This window comes from Klebsiella sp. Sb-30, assembly GCF_057652795.1.
In genome coordinates this window covers 766,813-785,828 of the sequence record NZ_CM172749.1, presented here as the reverse complement: position 1 = coordinate 785,828, position 19,016 = coordinate 766,813, and the positions used below count along the sequence as shown (strand labels likewise).

The 19,016-nt window shown below is 51.7% G+C and carries 18 protein-coding genes and 1 tRNA gene; 8 read left to right on the top strand and 11 right to left on the bottom strand.

The genetic code is table 11. The features are described 5' to 3' along the window. The first annotated feature begins 406 nt into the window (after positions 1-406). Positions 407-1,120, top strand: coding sequence for a DUF554 domain-containing protein (locus tag AC236I_RS03770; protein ID WP_004867576.1), 714 nt, complete (start codon positions 407-409; stop codon positions 1,118-1,120). 105 nt (positions 1,121-1,225) lie between these two features. After that, positions 1,226-1,301 (top strand) — tRNA-Phe (locus AC236I_RS03765). Positions 1,302-1,679: 378 nt separating this feature from the next. Here AC236I_RS03765 and AC236I_RS03760 read toward each other — a convergent pair. The 11 genes from AC236I_RS03760 to AC236I_RS03710 form a co-directional block, all read right to left on the bottom strand. Then, positions 1,680-2,078: a FidL-like protein gene (locus AC236I_RS03760; protein ID WP_227499891.1), complete on the bottom strand. Its 399-nt coding sequence runs from the start codon at positions 2,076-2,078 to the stop codon at positions 1,680-1,682. A gap of 52 nt (positions 2,079-2,130) precedes the next feature. Next, a complete protein-coding gene (locus AC236I_RS03755; protein ID WP_487608694.1) occupies positions 2,131-2,886 on the bottom strand; it encodes a winged helix-turn-helix domain-containing protein in 756 nt (251 codons plus the stop codon). Between the two features lie 114 nt (positions 2,887-3,000). Then, positions 3,001-3,801, bottom strand: a complete 801-nt coding sequence (locus tag AC236I_RS03750) for an EAL domain-containing protein (RefSeq protein WP_069476428.1) — start codon at positions 3,799-3,801, stop codon at positions 3,001-3,003. A 74-nt stretch (positions 3,802-3,875) separates the two neighbouring features. Then, positions 3,876-4,742, bottom strand: a complete 867-nt coding sequence (locus AC236I_RS03745; protein ID WP_069476427.1) for an MrpH family fimbial adhesin — start codon at positions 4,740-4,742, stop codon at positions 3,876-3,878. A gap of 268 nt (positions 4,743-5,010) precedes the next feature. Then, a complete protein-coding gene (locus tag AC236I_RS03740) occupies positions 5,011-5,877 on the bottom strand; it encodes an MrpH family fimbial adhesin (protein WP_487608693.1) in 867 nt (288 codons plus the stop codon). 12 nt (positions 5,878-5,889) lie between these two features. Beyond that, positions 5,890-6,372, bottom strand: a complete 483-nt coding sequence (locus AC236I_RS03735) for a fimbrial protein (protein ID WP_015585731.1) — start codon at positions 6,370-6,372, stop codon at positions 5,890-5,892. After that, positions 6,365-6,946, bottom strand: a complete 582-nt coding sequence (locus AC236I_RS03730) for a fimbrial protein (protein ID WP_015585730.1) — start codon at positions 6,944-6,946, stop codon at positions 6,365-6,367. Before AC236I_RS03730 ends, AC236I_RS03735 begins: the two co-directional genes overlap by 8 nt. A 16-nt stretch (positions 6,947-6,962) precedes the next feature. Continuing rightward, the gene (locus AC236I_RS03725; RefSeq protein WP_015585729.1) at positions 6,963-7,715 is read right to left on the bottom strand and encodes a fimbria/pilus periplasmic chaperone; all 753 of its coding nucleotides are present in this window, start codon (positions 7,713-7,715) and stop codon (positions 6,963-6,965) included. Between the two features lie 5 nt (positions 7,716-7,720). After that, complete coding sequence (locus AC236I_RS03720) at positions 7,721-10,228, bottom strand: outer membrane usher protein (RefSeq protein WP_069476426.1); 2,508 nt, start codon at positions 10,226-10,228, stop codon at positions 7,721-7,723. Between the two features lies 1 nt (position 10,229). Next, complete coding sequence (locus AC236I_RS03715; RefSeq protein WP_165458706.1) at positions 10,230-10,781, bottom strand: fimbrial protein; 552 nt, start codon at positions 10,779-10,781, stop codon at positions 10,230-10,232. Positions 10,782-10,870: 89 nt separating this feature from the next. Next, positions 10,871-11,386: a fimbrial protein gene (locus tag AC236I_RS03710; RefSeq protein WP_015585726.1), complete on the bottom strand. Its 516-nt coding sequence runs from the start codon at positions 11,384-11,386 to the stop codon at positions 10,871-10,873. A gap of 1,468 nt (positions 11,387-12,854) precedes the next feature. Between AC236I_RS03710 and AC236I_RS03705 the strand changes: the two genes are divergently transcribed. From AC236I_RS03705 to AC236I_RS03680, 6 genes are read left to right on the top strand one after another with little or no spacing between them, the layout of a single operon-like run. Then, positions 12,855-13,457 (top strand): helix-turn-helix domain-containing protein, encoded by a 603-nt coding sequence (locus AC236I_RS03705; protein ID WP_004867594.1) that lies wholly within the window; start codon positions 12,855-12,857, stop codon positions 13,455-13,457. A 51-nt stretch (positions 13,458-13,508) separates the two neighbouring features. Continuing rightward, positions 13,509-14,093: a fimbrial protein gene (locus AC236I_RS03700; RefSeq protein ID WP_004867599.1), complete on the top strand. Its 585-nt coding sequence runs from the start codon at positions 13,509-13,511 to the stop codon at positions 14,091-14,093. 52 nt (positions 14,094-14,145) lie between these two features. After that, positions 14,146-14,826, top strand: coding sequence for a fimbrial biogenesis chaperone (locus tag AC236I_RS03695; protein ID WP_015585725.1), 681 nt, complete (start codon positions 14,146-14,148; stop codon positions 14,824-14,826). Positions 14,827-14,838: 12 nt separating this feature from the next. Continuing rightward, positions 14,839-17,373, top strand: a complete 2,535-nt coding sequence (locus AC236I_RS03690; protein ID WP_487608692.1) for a fimbria/pilus outer membrane usher protein — start codon at positions 14,839-14,841, stop codon at positions 17,371-17,373. Then, a complete protein-coding gene (locus AC236I_RS03685) occupies positions 17,364-17,882 on the top strand; it encodes a fimbrial protein (protein WP_044349574.1) in 519 nt (172 codons plus the stop codon). Before AC236I_RS03690 ends, AC236I_RS03685 begins: the two co-directional genes overlap by 10 nt. Continuing rightward, positions 17,882-18,892 (top strand): fimbrial protein, encoded by a 1,011-nt coding sequence (locus tag AC236I_RS03680; RefSeq protein ID WP_015585723.1) that lies wholly within the window; start codon positions 17,882-17,884, stop codon positions 18,890-18,892. The genes AC236I_RS03685 and AC236I_RS03680 overlap by 1 nt, the downstream gene beginning before the upstream one ends. The last annotated feature ends 124 nt before the right edge of the window (positions 18,893-19,016 follow it).

Sequence of the window (19,016 nt, the reverse complement as noted above, 5' to 3'; positions counted from 1 at the left end):
GGCTTCAGGCAAGGCGCTGATGCCTTGCCCAACGAAATGTCAGGGTCCGACTGGATTCCAGCTCCGACCGCCAGACATCAGTAAAAGCAGACCGGGTCCGATCTTACTGTTGTCCTGCAGTGAGCATGCGCTGCCTTCACCGCATGGGGGGCAGGGAATCAGAATGCAGAGTAGCAAGATGAGACGGCTTACGCATCTGCGCGCAGCGGCAATGCTGATGTACGGATGGGGTGATCATCGGCGGCCTCATCGTTGAAGAGAAGAAAATTCGCGCAATAATGTCACCTTTGACATAGCTGCGCAAGATGAAATCGGTATGCAAACAGGCGACGGATTTGCAGGCCTTTACCCTGCTTTCGGGTCATAATGATGCCGTTGTCAGGGATAATGAACAGGAGCACTGCTAATGGTGACAGGACCTTTTATTAATGCCGGCGCGGTCCTTTTAGGCGGCGTACTGGGCGCGCTGTTAAGCCAACGATTGCCGGAGCGGATTCGGACATCGATGACCTCTATTTTTGGTCTGGCCTCATTGGGGATTGGTATCCTGCTGGTCGTGAAATGCGCCAACCTGCCGGTGATGGTACTCTCCACGCTGGTCGGCACGCTGCTTGGCGAAGCCTGCAATATGGAAAAAGGCACCAATACTCTGGTCAGTAAGCTTCAGCAGTGGCTCACGCCAGCGGGCAAAAAAAAGGCGCAGTTGAATACGTCGTTTATTCAGAGCTATGTCGCCATTATTGTTCTGTTCTGCGCCAGCGGCACCGGGATTTTCGGCGCCATGCGTGAAGGGATGACCGGCGATGCCAGCATACTGATCGCCAAAGCCTTTCTCGACTTTTTCACCGCCACGATTTTCGCCTGCACGCTGGGATTTGCCGTTTCAGCTATCTGCGTACCGATGCTGCTGATCCAGCTCACGCTGGCGGCCTGCGCATCGCTGATCATGCCGCTCACCACGCCGATGATGATGGCCGACTTCAGCGCCGTCGGCGGCATGCTGCTGCTGGCGACCGGGCTGCGCATCTGCGGAATTAAGATGTTTGCGGTGGTTAACATGCTACCAGCCCTGCTTCTGGCGATGCCGATTTCAGCGGCCTGGACGTTTTTTTTCACCTGAAAACGGGTGCTTTTAATTCAAACTGGTGATAGATTGTGCAGTCTGCATCGATTTAAATAAATTTCGTTGACGAAGCGAGGCGAATCGGTTTTAATGCGCCCCGTTGCCCGGATAGCTCAGTCGGTAGAGCAGGGGATTGAAAATCCCCGTGTCCTTGGTTCGATTCCGAGTCCGGGCACCACTTATTTAAAGAAACCAGCCTGAGGGCTGGTTTTTTGCTTTCTGCAATACGGACTCTCCATCGAACTTCGTTCGATTATTCGCGGCACGCCGCTCACCCCTTCGGGGCCAGCGCGACAAGCGCGCTGTTCAACGCCTGCGGCGTTAGTCCGAGTCCGGGCACCACTTATTTAAAGAAACCAGCCTGAGGGCTGGTTTTTTGCTTTCTGCAATACGGACTCTCCATCGAACTTCGTTCGATTATTCGCGGCACGCCGCTCACCCCTTCGGGGCCAGCGCGACAAGCGCGCTGTTCAACGCCTGCGGCGTGAGTCCGAGTCCGGGCACGTTCGTACCCGACCCAGTCCATGTTCAATCCGTCATCCGTTCCCGGATAAGATCATGATATGACTTTGCAAATAAAAATGGTTCGTCTCAAATCACTCAGTCGCCAGATACCATTTTGTATTTTGTCCAACCGATAAAAGAAAATCGATTGTGAAGATAATAGCGCCTGCGCAATGTGATCAGGAAGCGTATCAGATTGATTTTTATCCACGCCCTCCCTGTGCACTTCGGAGAAACCATTGCTCTTAGTTTCCTTAAATAAGAGTCTGACATTACGGTCAATAACGTAGCTCTTGCCGCCATAGACAACCTTACCATATTCAGCAACGTAGCTCCTGCGTCCAACGGAGGGAACAAGATGGGCAGTAATTTGGATATCACCATCTAAAGTCTGAACGCCTGATGAGCTCATTAAAATATCAACATTTCCGGAACAATTTAACTCTTCCACCGCCGATTCATTACGTATAATGACGAAAACGATCGTCAGTATCACAATGCTACTAATTATGAATAATATCGACATAGTTTTTACACGCATTTATTTTTCCATCTACTCCAATGCTGCATATAGAAGCAATACTTTCAGGTATTCCACCCTTCTTGCCCCTGCTGGTTTCATCATAATACACAACGGCAGGCTGGTTACACTGGGACAATAATTCTTTCCCTCTGGCGCTGAAGAAATACTTCTTCACATTACTTTTAATGCCATTAAAGAAATAAATATTACATTTTCCAACATGACCGAAAAGTTTGTACTCCTGGTTTTTTTCTTTATAAAATAATAAAACAGAGAAAAGTATAAATAAAACAAAGAGCGCTGAAAAAATGATCTGCCCGTGATTTTTCAGTAAGCTCTTTGGTTTAGTCTTTACACCACTGCCAACAACCGCTTCGCTCTCCATATTATTGATGAGAAAATCAGCGGTGATATTCTCTAACAACAGATCATCGACATGAAACTCAAACCCTTTTTTCGGCACTGTCTCAATCGTATTATCTATCCCGACATCACGGAGTCCGCGCCGCAGGCTACTGATGCTATTATTTAGGCTGCTTTCTGATGAAACCAACCCAAAATCTTCCCAAACTTTTTCCAGCAAAATTTCTCGACTGACCTGTTGATGATTATGTTCAAGAAATACGATTAATAACCGACATGCTGGATTAGAAAGAATGACTTCCACACCACCATTACCGGTTAATTTTCGTTCAGCAACAAGAAACTGTACCGTGCCATTAATTATATATTTCATCTACCTCATCACCAAGCATTCCAATTGACTTTAAGACTATTACCCGAAAACCTTTGGCTATCTACTATATTAATTTATAGTACCTGTACCTGACGGCCAAATAAAGACACAATTTCACTGTGTCTTTTTAATAAAAGAAGACTCCATATATACTTTAAGATTCTCACAACTCATTGGTTTAGCGTGTAAAAAACCTTGCTGATGAAAAACACCCCGGGCATAGAAGTATTCACTTTGGCTTTTTACCTCTACACCTTCAACTACCACCTCGACGTTCAATGAACGCGCAAGCGTAAGTATGCCCTCGATCACCTTGTTGCCTTTCACTGAAAGATAGTTTTCAGCAAAGCATTTATCTAACTTTAGCCCGTCGATATCAAGCAGCAGTAGATAATTAAGATTAGAATGCCGAATTCCAAAATCATCAAGGAAAATTTTGACGTTAGCAAGCTTCAGTCTTTGTAGAGTTGATATCGCTGCCTTATTTAAGGCCTGAGCTTCAGTTAATTCCACAACAAATACATATCTTCCCGTTGGAAATCTGGATATAAACGATAAATATGTATTAATAAACCCAGGAGTTTGTAAAGTAGCCACGCTAAAATTCATCGTCAGATGTATTCCATGAGGTAGCAACGCACACAACTTTGTTATATCGTTCGCCACGCACTGCATAAGGAACTCAGAAAGTTTTTGTTCCAGCCCATACTTTTCCAGATGAGAGAAAAAAATGGCTGGCGAATAGACCACTCCGTTCTTTCCCTGCCAGCGCGCCAGTACTTCCAGACCATAAACGGTGCCCGAATCTACATTAATAACAGGTTGATAATAAGGAAATATTTCATCATGACTCATCGCCCTGCAAAATTTACGTCTATAAAACTCTAAATCGGACATCAAACGCGTCTCAAACATGAGATCATGCTCATTCAAGGTCAATGAGCATGATCATTTCGGTGATGATTATCGTGACAAAACCAAAGGACCCTTTAGTTCAGTTCCATGACGATAATCGCGGAGCCAGAAAAAGTACCTGGCTGAAGGATTCCGCTACTTCGAAGAACAGACTTGATGTTGAGCGTGCGGGTATAGTCAACGTCATAACTGACTCCCGTCGATGGAATCAGCGCATCATCCACATACAAATCACTATAAAAATCTCCATTATCAGAGAGTTGTATCTTCGAATCGGGATACATATACAGCTTCATCTCAGCGACTTTTGAGCAGGTGATATTGATTGCCTCAGAAACAGCATGACCATTCACTTCAGCGGATGGCAGCACTCCGTGGTCCAGATTAATCACATCATTATCGAAGTTGCAGGTTGAACTGGGCGTAGGTGCCACGCCACATACTGAACTGGGCAACAGCGGATGACCATTAAACTGGTTGTCAGACGAAGAAGTTCCGGTCCCAAAATTACTCCCTGCAGCATAAAAAATCCCGACGCACTCATCGGGAATAGTTTTATCTGATGAGTGGTTTATAGTTCCGGTTATTGGCAGGTTGAGCGTAGGTTTCATTAATGTGCCTAACTCCCCAATGGTTTTCGCCGTTAATAAAAAGGCATAATATCCAGTTCCACCCGTACCATAATAATTCTTAACCGAGTAACTCGACGTGCCATCTTCATTATGACGATGCGAAATAAATAACGTGCACGCGTTCAGGCCATAGCAGGGATTTGGCGTATCATCATCATCATCCCAGGCGTCAATTCGGTATGTATACGCATAGTTATTATATATTGGACCGGAAGTATCGACCACCGAATCAATCCAACTCCAGATTGCCGCCATAATATTTGCAGAAAAGAGCATCAGCGTACTGGCTATTAAAACCTTTGATAACATAAGTTCATTTCCATCATCGATACTATCATTTTATTATTACGAGAGAATTAAACTCTCCCAACGTCATTTAAGCTTAATTATTTTTACTAAAGCAGCCTGAAAACAGAGATTATTAACCCGGAAGTTATTACGTGGCACGCAGTCATACACGATGAATAGTACGCCTGATGCCACTTTCATCATCGCCAGAAAATTATGCTAAATGTGTCCCCCGTCATTTATACACAATCGTGTTTTACGCGGTTTCATGGCGACGTTTTATCGTTGATTACTCCACAGTGATCAGCATCACCGTTGAGCCAGAAAACTCCCCGGCGTCAATGTTGCCGTTGGTATGTAGAATTGATTTCACCGTCACATTCTCCTGCTCAGCCACATCCAGCGTGAAACCCGCCGAGCCCAAAATGTTGTCGTTCATATAGAGTTCTGAGTACAGGCTTCCATCATCACGTAATGGCACATGGTCAGAAGAGTAAATGTACAGTTTGAGCGTTTGCGAAGTCGTACAGCTGATGCTGACGTTTTCACTGACTTCATGCCCTTCCAGCTCCTGGCGAGTTAAGGTGCCGTGATCCAGCGTGAGCACATCCTGATCAAAATCGCATGAACCGCTTGGCGCCGGCGCAGATCCGCAGATGCTACCGGGCATAATGGGATGTCCTTCAAAAACCGTTTGGTTCACCGCTGAATTATTACTTCCGAGGTTTTTCCCGGCGGCGTAGAACAGGCCAACGCACTCTTCTGTGGCGACGGTGTTCGCTTTATGGTTGGTAGTGCTGGAAAAGGGGAGCGAGAAAATCGCTTTGAACTGTTTTGCTAAATCACCGACCGTTTCAGACTCAATGATAAAAGGATAGGCCCCCGCTCCCCATGAGCGGACGATCCCGCTACCTGAGGTACCCGCCGCGTTGTGTCTGTGGCCAATGAAGATAGTGCAGGCCGAAAGCGAATAGCACGGGTTGGGCGTTGAATCATCTTCATCCCAGTCGGCAATGGTGAAGTTGTAGTCGTAGCAATAGGTCTGCGTCGCTGAGCAGGCGCTCAGAGTATCAATCCAACTCCAGATGGATGCGGAAACGGTCGGACTGAAGGCCATTCCCGCCAGTAAAATCAGGGCATATAACAATCGAATCATAAGAGCTTTCCCTTACTGATACTGAATTTTCAGGGTAGCGGATGCGCTAAACACGCCGGTTTCCACTTCAGTCGCCTCGCTTTTAACCGGTGCTGCCTGCAACACCGGCACTTCCGGCCAGGTAAAAGGCATCCAGGTATTGAGTGGCATCGATTCACCATTCATATACAGCTTGATCCCCAGCCCTTCACGATCGGTGGCCAGGTAATCCTCGCTAAAAGAAGTTGCTATCCCCTCAAACTCCATCTCCAGATCGTTCGAGGTCAGATCCTCACACGTCAGCGAGTATTCAATCGCTTTCATAAAGTTCTCGCCGTCAATCAGACGTGGCTGCAGGTTATTACCAAAATCCACGTGGATGGTTTCGCCGTTATTGATTTCACAAACCCCTTCCACCACCACGCCGGTTACGTTCACCGTTAAAGAAGACCATGATGCAGGAGCCAGGGTCAGCGCTATCAGGACTGTCAGCAGTCGATACCGTGGATTAGTCATAATTTAGCCTGAAATGGATCAGCGCCTGCCACGCGCCTGCCACCAGCGGGGCGGCGGTGCGTTCCGGTGCAATATAGTAAAAAAGCGTATTGCCGCCCGGGTCGAGCAGCAGCGGGTGACCCTCACTGTTCAGACGCACGTTGCGATGCTGGCGGTCGCTCAGCCGGAGCGCTAATCCATGGGTCCCGGATACGCTAACCAGCTCGGGAGCAAGCCGTTCCCCCTGCGCCACAAAGCTCACGGTGATCGAGGGCATATCACGGCTCCAGAGCAAATCTCCGCTCCAGGCATCGCGGACTGAGGACGGTGCTGGCAGACAATCTTCCAGCCGAATCGCCACTCGCACCGGCGTGCCCCGGTCGCCGGGCCGCTTGAGCATCCCTGTCGCCGTGTTTCCCATGTCGACCTCCTGCCAGGCCGACTCCATGGCCAGACGACAGGCGCTTTCCGTTAACGTTCCGTGAACGTGCAGTAGACCATCGCTGCCATCCACCGGGTCGTCCGCGGCATTAAGCGGTCCGGCTGCCAGCATCAGGGCGAGCCAGCCTCCTTTTTTTAAGCAAACCATCTTCATATTGCTCTCCCGACGTTTACTTTTTCTTTTCCTGCGGGACGGCCTTGCACTGACTGCCGCCGCAGCTGAAGACCAGCTTCGCGCGCCCGCCAAAGTCGTTGACATAGGTCAGTACCGGCACGCTACCCAACGCCGAAGCGGTCGGCACGAGCGTCAGTTGCCCTTTCGGCTCCACCATAATGGGCTTGAACCCGGCAGCCGCTTTGCCGGCGAGCGTTGAGGAGGCGTTGACCAGCGAGATATAATACGGTGTCGGGTTATTAACCCGATACTTGTCGCCCTCACGTGTCAGAGTCAGCTGTTCCTGAAATGGCGTAGCGTAATCCGCGCGTTTCACCTCGATAGCCGGCGGACGATAGAAGAGCTTGATGCGGGTCTGTAACGCCAGCTGCAGGGTATTGGGTTTGCTGCTTTTGGGCGGGATCTCGCGCAGGTTGAAATAGAACAGCGACTCCCGATCCTGCGGCAAACGCTGAATCGAGGCGGTAGATTGCACTTTGATCTGGCTTTGTTCCCCCGGCTCGATTCGTTGTACTGGCGGCAGCAGCACCAATGGGTCCGTTATCTTTTTCCCCTGCGGATCTTCCACCCATCCTTGGGCCAGATACGGCAGCGTCTTGTTCTCGTTAGTGAGACGCAAGCTGACCGACTTTGCCGCGCCGTCAAAAATGACCCTGGTTCTGTCCAGCGATACGGCAGCGCTCGCTTGCTGCACCATACAGGAGATCATCAGTGGTATGCCCACCAGGGCGGAAAAACGTATCATCATCTCGGTTAACTCTTGTTAGTCAGGCCGGCTGATTCCGGCGCACAGGTTAAAAGCAGGTTTTCCAACACTTCAGGTAACGCAGCGGGCAGATGCACCACGCAGCGCGCTTTACCATCCCATTTCACGGTCATTTTGCCGTTTGGCTGAATCCCGCTCAGCCAGACGCTTCCTTCGTCATTGACTACGCCGGTTTCCTGATTTTTCTCGTTCATGACGGAGGCACCAAACGGAGGGAAGCTGCCGTCAGCTTTGCGGATAAAGGCCATCGCTTTCCCCCCGGAAATAACGTCGAACTGACGGTAGCCGATGGCGCCCTCAGTAAGCGTGGCCTGGGAGACGGAACGCGTGATGTCAGCGTTGTCATCCAGCTTGTCCACATCGATACGAATGGGGTTACGGTAGTAGCTGTTGACATCGGCAATCACCGCCTTCCCGAAGGCGTTGGTTTTCACCGAGGCACCAAACCCCTTCACCGGTACGCCGCTGACGCCGGCGGTATCCACCAGCACGCGACTACCGCCGCGGGCGTTGGAACGGTGAGCCGCTCCGCCTTCCGGAGTCATCGTCAGGCCTCCGGTGACGTTCATACCCAGCGCGCTATAGCTACCGGAGTGATAGCTGGCATTAGCCTGTACCTGTGCGCTATCACCCAGCCATGTGTAATAGCCGTATGCAGTCGGACCGCTGCGCGAGATGCCGCTGCTGACCTGGAAGCTATTGTGTTCGTCCACGCGCCCGTAATAACTCACCCGGTGAGTGTTATCACTGCGGTTGACGGTCGCGCCATAGCTAAGCGAGGTGCCGTTACCGATTGGCAGCGACAACGACACATAGGCGCCGTCGTCCTTAAAGGAGTAGTACTCGCTGCGGTAAACGGAGAGCGACATGCTCATGTTCTTAAACGGCCCGATGTCGAGATAGCGGGACAGGGACAGGCTCAATCGGTCGTTATCGGCGCTGTTCCAGTAGGTCTGGTGGCTATAGTTGATATAGGTACTCAGCCCGAGATCGCGAAACCGTTTATTGAACGACACCGTGTATTTCTCTTTCGGACTATGCGAGGTGCCGTTACCGTAGCGCGCGTCGAGATATTCCGACATGCTCATAAAGTCGCGTTCGGAGAAGCGATAGCCGGCGAAGGTCACCTGACTGTCGTACTCATCGAAAGTTTTCGAGTAGCTCACCCGGTATGACGTACCGGATAAGGTGCCTTCTGCAGGCAACGCGGCGCGCGACTGGGTGATGTCAAACGCCAGCGCGCCAAGCAGATAGAGGTCTCGTCCGCTTCCTATCGACAGCGCGTTATAGTCACCGCCGAAAACCATCCCGCCATACAGCGTCCAGCCGTTAGCCACCCCCCAGGAGAGCTCACCGGAGCTGAAAATCGGCCCGGTCATGCGGTGCTCCCACTCGGAGGGTTTTCCGGCCGCCAGTTTGTAGCGCAGCGCGCCGGGACGCGTCAGATAAGGTACAGAGGCGGTAGTGACCTGGAAGACCTGTACGCTACCGTCCAGCTCTTCTACCCGTACGTCCAGGGTACCGGATACGGCATCATTGAGCTCCTGAATGCGGAACGGCCCCGCCGCTACCTGAGTTTCATACAGCACACGTCCCTGCTGGCTGATTGTCACCTTGCCGCCGGAACGGGAGATCCCCGTCACTTCCGGCGCGTAGCCACGCAAGCTCGGCGGCAACATGCTGAGATCGGAGTTGAGGCTCACGCCGCTAAACCGGAAGGTGTCGAAAATATCGGAACTGAGATAATCCTCGCCCACCGTCAGCCTGGCCTTCAGGGAAGGAATCGCGCGATAGAGGTAGTAACGGCTAAAGGAAAAATCCTTGTCCGTGTAACTCCCCCGTTTGTTCCAGTTGGCCTGCCAGTCCGCACGAGCGCGCCACGCTCCCAGGTTGGCCCCCAAAACGCCCGTCCCGCTGAAACTCTGGCTGTCCACTCCGTTCTGGGAATGCTGAGTCTGCATATTGAGGTTGTAATCCGCGACCATCCCCGCAATACCGTCATCCCAGCGTGAAGGCGGATCCCAGTTCGGCGCGGTGAACTCCAGCCATGCCTGAGGGATAGACAGATAGAGCGTGTCTTTCGCCAGATCGACGCGCATCTCCAGCCCTTCGAGGCTGGTTTTATCCAGACACTCCCCGGCACGTAACCAGCGCAGATCGTCGATGACGCTGGTCTTCAGGTTAAAGCGAGAAATCTGCTCCGGCGTCAGACAAATCAGGCTGTCCTGCCCGTTTTCACCGTCGGGGTAGACTACGATCTGCTCTTCACGGAGGATGTCCTTGTTCACCATAATGCTAAAGGTGTATTCACCGGGCATGACGTAGCCCCGACGCGAGAAATGGCTGAGATCGATGTTGCTCTTATCCTGGGTATCCAGTACGTCGGTATTAAACTGAATCTCATCGTCAGCCCATGTTCTGGTAGCTGATAGCATCAGCCCCAGAATCAGCACGCTGAGCGGTGAACGTCGGAACAGCCGTGTTGTCTTTTTCATCTCAGTAGTAATCCATTCTGAAGCGAATCAGAGACTGGTAATCCCCGGCTTTAAGCGGCTGACCATTGCTGACGAGCTGCAGTGAATAATTCAAATTCATGCTTCCTGCCGTCACCTCCCTGGCAGGAAAGGCCACCCCGGGTTGGGCCATGTTGCCGTCCGTATCACGGATAGCCAGTTCAATACCCTGAGCCTCACCGCGAATGGCGAATCGCGCTGTGCCAGTCATAGGCTCAAACGTTATCTGGTAGTACTCGGAGTCATATTTGCTGTTCCCTGGTGCCGGCAGCATCAGACAATTAATTAAGCGAATGGTGAATGTGCGGGTCGGGCCATAGCCTTTGGTTGCAATATCCGAGACGGGGGTATCACCCATTTCAATCGTTTGATCGCGGCTATCCAGATCAATGGCGCAAGGGGTATAAAGCACTTCGCCTCTGATAAAGACGGCGCCCTCCCCCTGAGGTGCGGCAATTAATGGCAGGCAATAACCGGACAGGAGAAAAGGGAATGTTTTCACTATTTTTATTGTTCTTGAAAAGATAAAACGCATAGCAAACCCTTTTCACTTATTCAGTCGGCATCGAATATCAGACGGCCTGTTACGGCCGTCTGAACGGATTAACGAAATAATGTCAGGGTTTATTCGTACGCCAGGGTCCAGTTGGTTACGCCGGTGAAATCACCTTCGGTTGGCGCAGCGCCACCGATGATGTAAGCAGAGTAAGCGAGCGTGTTATCGCCGTTAGTGATGGTCTGGCCAGCGGTCGCTTCACCTAAAGTAATGGTGTTGCTTGAGCCATCGGTCATCACGATACCGACATCAGTTGCAGAACCGGTCACACCCAGTACCGCGCCGTCAACGCTGGAATCTGCGCCGCTGAAGGTTGTGGTTACGGTGTTAGCCGTATCAACAGAGCAGTTTTCCAGGTGGATATAGAACGGAACCGGAGTAGACGTCCCGCCGTTAGCAACAGCTGAGCTGGAAACCTGACCCAGGCTGATGGTCTGGTCTTCGTCACCTGCCGCGATTGAGCAAGGCGCATCAATCACCGAACCGGTGAATGTCACTACACCACTCCCCTGGTCGGCCTGCGCACCAAAAGTAGCCAGACCCGACGCCAGTACCAGAGCAGAAAAAACGTTATTCAGTTTCATAAAACAATCCTTTTAATTGAACGAAAGACTTAATTGCTATTAATAAATCGCCAGAAACCTCTCACTTTATTCACATTCAATTGTCAGAAAACACTCCCTGTCAGTATTTCAGACATACGGCTCCCTGCCCGCAAAATATGCATGCAAATAAATACCCGAAAGATTCGAACAAACCAAAAACCACTGATCCCGATTTACTAATAAGACACTACATCTAAAATCACATCACCAGTCGAGAATCTGACCCAGGGTTAAAATACAAACCCAGGCTCTCACTTCGCTGACGATTGAAATTATCGTTCAATCATCTGAAATTGGAAGCCTAAAAAAACAGCACATTTAAAATGAAATACCATCTCTAAAAATATCAACTTTATTAGAACTAAAAACCATCAATTACACTTGGTTAGATTTATATACTTTAAAATTTATATTTTTAAGGTTTTTATACTAACAATCAATATTATTAGCACCGCCTCAACATAAAAAACCTCCTGTTCAGACACTAAACACGCTCTATTACGGTATCAGTTCGCTTCTTTTTTCAGCATCAGATGATGGGCTCATCGGTAAAACAAACAGGGACAGGCCAGCCATATTCAGAAACAGTGGCGAGCACAGGAATAAATGGGTTAACGACAGGTTTCTCTCCGTTTATCAATGATGCTGCCCGGTTGTTATCGTCTGACAGAACATCAAGTCGGGATCAGGTCAGAGAAAACAATATCGACACGGCGATACCTGAAATATGCGGAGAAGACAATGAAAGGGCAGAGAGGGTTGACAAACAACAAATACCTGATAATTCGTGCTGACATAACATAGCGGGTGATATGCAGTGACGGTGAATTTCGCAATCGGTTTAAATACCCGGAGCAGTCTAACACCGACGTCTGGTTATTTTAAAATTGGCGCATAAAGATGCCCTGCGCCAGACTGACGCAGGCCTTTTTGTTCTTATTTTTTCTTAAGTCGCTTCTTAAGTAGATTCAGATCGTACAAAAAACAGCCACACTAGTCAGTCAGTCCACGCCTTCAGGTCCGCACATCGCAAATGCCCGTCAGAACAATATAAAACAAATTAAATCAATAAATTGATTTCATACTCTTTTCAATACCGCCCGGTGAAAACCGTCATAAGTGCCGATGTCAGCGGGCGTCCGGCATCAGAAACCAGACTTTCGGACTGCCGCAGACTAACTTTACTCCAGCCCAACACCGTTCAACGTCACACGTTCCGCAGCACAGTATCATTGTCGTGACAGCTAAAAAGTGAGACGGACGCGTTCCATAGAGCACATTGATAGATCAAGACTCATTCATAATTAAAATAAATTAAGATTAATTCAGATTACCTTACTTTCCCTCCGGGTATAGTGACAGTTAAACGAAATCATAAAGCCACGACGAAGGTGATATCAGCCATACCGATACAACGGCACCTCATGATGATCAGTTAAGGAACAACATGGCGAATAAACTTGAATTAAAAAGCAATTATAACATTGCCTTAATAGGAGGTGACCGCTTTGCCCGTTGTGGCATCGTCACATTATTACAAGGTATTACTCCTGATATTCGGATAGAAACGTCCGATAGTGATTATTCGCTACTTGATAACCTCTTAACAACGACCTCGATAGATATTCTCTTTGTCTCCGGCGCTGAAAAATATCATGCCGGATTTGATTGCCTGAGCTACATCAAAAAAATCAAGGCGAATTATCCGGAGGTATTTGTCTGTATGTATTCTACCCCGGCGAACTCTTTGCTGTGGGTACATGGTGAAATTGACGCCTATATCTCGCTACAGGATCCGATTTATCACTGGCGAGCCAACTTATTAAAAATGGTGGATAGCCGCTATCGACCGAAAACCAAACCCGTGGCGTTATCACTGACACCAGGCGAATGGCGAGTATTAAAAAAAATTCGCAATGGCCTGGATATACGTTACATCGCCGAACTCGAGAAGCTTTCATATCGCCGTGTCAGCGCCTTAAAAAACTCAGCGATAAGAAAACTAGGTCTCAGAAATAAGACGGACCTGCTGGTCTTTTTAACCAGCTAACCCCGTCATTTCAGATACCGTCCCTTAATAGCAAACTATGGAATCAAGATAATGAAGACTCGTGTAAATAATAAAATGTTGCTGACATTAGGCGTTGCAGCTTTGCTGCCATTCGGCTCAGCGCTGGCAGCAGGCACCAGCGGGGGCACCGTCAACTTCAACGGCAGCGTCGTCACTTCTGCCTGCGCCATCAGCGCCAACAGTGCCAATATTGACGTCAATCTGGGGGAAGTCCGTACCGCTACGCTCGCCGCTGCCGGTAGCGAAGCCAGCACGGCAAAAGCCTTCTCCATCGTTCTTGAGGATTGCGAAATCGCCGATACCTCCGCCTCAACGGAAGAGAACCCTATCCCGGCCACCACCGTTGCAGTGACCTTTACCGGCACGCCGGACAACGCCGATGCCGATAGCCTGGCCGTCGGTTCTAACGGCAGCAGCGCATCCGCGCAAAATGTCGCCATTCGTCTGTATGACGAACAGGGGAACGTCGTGAGACTGGGTGAAGCCGCAGCGCCTGTCGTCTTGCGTAGTGGCTCAAACACCCTGAACTTCAGCGCGAAATACTATTCGCCGCAGGGTAATGCCACTGCGGGCGATGCCAGCGCCGTTGCGACCTATACCGTGACCTATTCGTAATCTTCTGGCCTGGTCAGAAGGCCAGGCCCGACTCACTATCAGGAGAGGCACTATGCGCTCATTAACATGGATTTGTCTGGCCGCCGCGCTGTGTTCATCGGCAGCGCATGCAGGCGGAGTGGGGTTGGGCGCAACGCGAATGGTTTACTCAGGCGCCACCACCCAGTCGATGCTGCAAATCAGGAATACCCACCCCGATTCGTCCTTCCTTATCCAGTCGTGGATCGAGAATGAACAAGGGAGCCGCTCGAATGATTTTATCATCACGCCTCCGCTGTATGTTTTAAAACCCGCGTCCGAAAGCGCGGTGAAAATGATGTTCAACGGCAAATCGCTGCCGCAGGACCGGGAAACGCTGTACTGGATGACGGTCAAAGCGATTCCGCAGCAGAGTCACAATACGTCCGGCAACTCTCTGCAATTTGCTTCGGCAAACCGTATAAAAGTCTTTTACCGCCCGGCAGGCCTCATCGGCGATGTTAACGAGGCGTGGAAAAAAATAACCGCCCACTATCGCGCCGGAAAAGTCACGCTCAATAACACAACGCCGTATTACCTCACCACCATCAATTTAAAAATCGACGGCAAGCCTGTTCAACCGGTAATGGTGCCGCCAAAGGCAAGCGTAACCCTGGCGGAGTCGTTCGCTCGGGCAAGTACAGCAAGCTACCAGACCATCAATGATTATGGAGCCTGGACGCCCATCAACAGCGTGTCGCTAACTCAAAAATAAAGGTATGACCGTGTGAAAGCAAAAACCGTTTGCGCCATGGCCATGGTCCATGCCGTGGTCATACAGCATGTCGCCGCCGCAGAGAGCGATTTGCAGTTTAATCCTGCTTTCCTCAGCGGTGAGAACGAGAACATCGCCGATCTCTCATGGGTTAATGCGCGAAATGCGTTACCGCCCGGCGAGTACAATATTAATGTTTATATTAATAACAATTACGCTTTCACCGGCAACGTGAAGTTCAGCATCAACCGGAGCAAGGGGCAAGACGAAGCCCTGCCCTGCGTCACGCCAGCGCAAATAGCTGCGCTGGGTATCGATAGCCGTCAGGCCAAAGACGAAGCGCTGCCGCTGGCCCGGCCATGCTATTTTTTAGACGCGCTCTTCCCGGGCGCCCGCTTTGATTTCGACCAGAAAACGCTCGCCCTCAGTTTCAGCCTGCCGCAGAGCGTTATGCGTAATCTGCCAAGGGGCTATGTCAGCCAGGAAAGCTGGGAGTACGGTATCCACGCCGCGTGGATGAACTATATCGTCAACGGTTCCAGGAATGAGTTTCGCGGCGACACGCGGATCCGCGATCGCCAGCTCTTCGCCAGCCTGAACAGCGGCGTGAACCTCGGGGCGTGGCGGCTGCGCGATTACACCACGTGGACTAAACAGAGCAATAAGCTTACCCACGTGCAAACCTGGCTCCAACGGGATATCCCCGCTCTGAGCGCTCAGGCCTACGTCGGAGAGACCTACACTTCCGCACAACTTTTTGATGCCGTAGGCCTGCGCGGCGTAACGCTGAAAACAGATGACAATATGCTGCCCGCCAGCCTGAGTGGGTACGCGCCGGAAGTTCGCGGTATCGCACGGAGTAATGCCACCGTAACCGTACGGCAGAACGGTAACATTATTTATCAGACAAACGTCCCCGCCGGGGCCTTCATCCTGAAAGATCTCTACCCCACTTCATCGGGCGGCGATTTATCCGTGACCATTCAGGAGAGCGACGGCAGCAAAACCCAGTACACCGTTCCGTTTGCCAGCGTACCGAACCTGGTACGTTCCGGGCAGCTGAAATATGCCTTCAATGCCGGGAAGTTTCGTCCCGTCGGCAATCAGGACTCCCCGTCGTTCGCCCAAAGCGAACTATTTTACGGCTGGCAGCACGGCCTCACTTTTTACGGCGGCGCGCAGCTGTCTGCAAACTATCGCGGGCTGGCGCTCGGCGTAGGGCAAAATCTCGGGCGCTTTGGCGCCTACTCGCTGGATGTCACTCACGCGAACAGCAGGCTGGCGAACGAGCGTCGCTACAGCGGAGATTCCCTGCGCCTGCGATACGGCAAACGGCTCAACGACTTTGGCACGCGCTTTAATTTCTATTCGCTGCGCTATTCTACTCAGGGGTTCTATACCCTCAGCGATACGGCCTACAAAGGGATGAAGGGCGGCGTAGCAAAACAGGTGGTCGAGGCTGACGGTAGCGTCACTACCCGTTATGAGAATCTTTATAACCTGCATCTGTTGCGCAAAGCGAAAAACCAGCTGCTGCTGTCGCAGCCGATAGGCGGATTCGGCTCGCTCTCGCTGTCATGGGATCAGCAAACCTACTGGCATACCCCTGACAAGACGCAAAGCATACAGTTGGCGTGGAATGCAATGTTCCGTCATGTCGCCGTTGGCGTCAGTTTTCAACGCAGCGGCAACCTGTTCGCTAACCAGAATGAAAATATCTTCGCCCTGTCGCTCTCCGTCCCTTTTGGCACGCCACAGCTGGCGACCCGCGCACGCTTCACCACCACGCATGCCGGCTCAACGGGAGCGAGCAATAGCGCTGGCCTCAGCGGCTACCTGCCCGGTATGGAGAATGTGTTCTATAGCGTCAATCAGCGTTACAGCGCGCAGCAACAGTACGGCGCCGATACCGCCTTACAGTACGCAGGTCCATGGGGAGACTACAACATGGGCTATAGCTACTCCCGCGACTCGCGCAACCTGAGCTACGGCATGAGCGGCGGCGCGGTTCTTCATGAAGATGGTCTGACGCTGAGCCAGCCGCTGGGAAACACCAATATTCTGATCAAAGCGCCGGGGGCCGGCAACGTGTCGGTGCTCAACCATAAAGGCATCAAAACCGATAGCCGAGGCTATGCGGTGATCCCCTATGCCACGCCGTATCGCGTCAATCAGGTGGCGCTGGATGTCACTACCGCCGGAAATGACGTTGAGCTGGAGAACGCCATCGTCAGCAAAACGCCGACCGATGGCGCGTTGGTGCGGGCCACTATGGTCACGCGCCAGGGGGCTAAAGCCCTGTTCGTCATTCGTCGCCACCATGAGGTGCTACCGTTTGGCGCCGTGGTATCGCTTGCCGATGAGCAAACCAGCAGTATCGTTGGCGATGCCGGCAGCCTGTATCTGCCGGGCTTGCCTCTTGAAGGCACGCTGCACGCCGTCTGGGGACAGGAAAGCGGCAAAAGCTGCAGCGTTAAATATCGTCTGCGTCAGCAGGACTATAACCCCCGCACCGGCCTCTATTCACAGGAGGTGATATGCCAGTAACAACCCGCCTGCCCGCTATCGCGCTGTTTGTTGTCCTGACTGTCCCCGCTTACGGCTATGACGTTCTGGTCTCGGTGAGCGGTCATTTAATCGGCAATACCTGCATCGTCTCCGCGGATTCCAAAGAACAGAGCGTTCCGCTGGGCACCATCGGTATTAAGCAGTTTCGCGAAGCGGGTGCGGTGAGCAATATCAAAAGCGCCTTCACATTAAAACTGGAAGAGTGCGGCCCCACCTTTACCGGAGCGAAGATCCGCTTTAGCGGCACGCCGGACGAACTCAACCCGCAGCTGATTAAGGTCGCAGACGGCGGCGCAACCGGAGTCGCGGTACAAATCCTCGATAAAGACGGCATTCAGGTGCCGCTGGAAAGCCAAACCACGGCCTACGGTATCTCGGGAGATGAAAGCGTACAGATGACCTTTTATGCGCGACTGGTGGCCACGGGGGCCGCCGTCAATACCGGAGAAGTGTCAGCCTTCGCCACCTGGACTACGGAGTATCAATGATGCGTTTTTTACTGCTTATCGGCTGGCTGTGCGCCAGTACACACGTTTTTGCTCTGAACTGGAAATCCGATATTACGCTCTCTCCGCAGCCGATGACCTATACCGGCCCTGCCGATTCCGTCGTCCCTGGCAACATCATCGGCTCGACGTGGATCGCCACGGTCAGCGTGCAACAGGTGTTCTGGTGCGGATATATTTTTACCTGTAGCAAAGGCACGCTCGAACCGAGCAGCAGCGCGGTTCTCGCCGGACTCTCGGTCAACGTTGATGGCGCAAACTACACCGTTTTTGCAACCGGGGTTCCCGGAATCGGCTATATTCTTGGCCTGAAAGATTTCAACGGCTCGACCTACATACCGCTACAGAACGGGGTGACCCAAAGTTATCCCGCCGAGGGCACCAGCGGCATGGCGTTTGATTTAGGCTGGTCGGCGAAGCTGACCTACATCAAAACCGATAGTGCGCTGAAAACGGGCGTCTACGCCATCCCAACCATTAATGCCGCCATCCTGACGGCGTATAACAACGAAACCAAAACCGCTCAGGTGATCATTGACCCGACCACCGTGACGGTGACGGCCAGCGGCTGTACGGTCGGCACAGACAGCGCCAGTGTCGAACTGGGTACCCTTGATGTACGTACGCTGCCCGACGTGGGCGATACCTCGCCGTCAGGCGCATTTAACGTCAGCCTCACCTGCGACGAACAGGTGGCGCTCTATGCGGTAATGACGGATCAGACGACGCCATCAAACACCTCCTCCACCGTGACCCTGACCGGCGACTCCACCGCCTCCGGGGTGGGGGTTCAGTTCTTTTACAACGGCAGCGGTCCGCTGATGATGGGGCCAGACAGCTCAGCGTCGGGCACCACCAATCAGTTCTTTATCGAGACCACCACGGCAGTGCAGGCGCTCTCTTTGCCCTTTCAGGCGCGCTACGTTCGTACCGGTCCTCTGGTACCAGGCTCCGCCAATGCCCTGGCGAGTATTACCTTTTCCTACCAGTGAGCGGTCCGCCCACTCTGCGTGGTGAGTAAAACGATAAGCGTGAACGCAAAGGTCCGGGACATCGCCCGGGCCCGTTTTTGCTCACCTCAGCGCGCCTGACAACCGGCACGCTCCCTGCCCTACG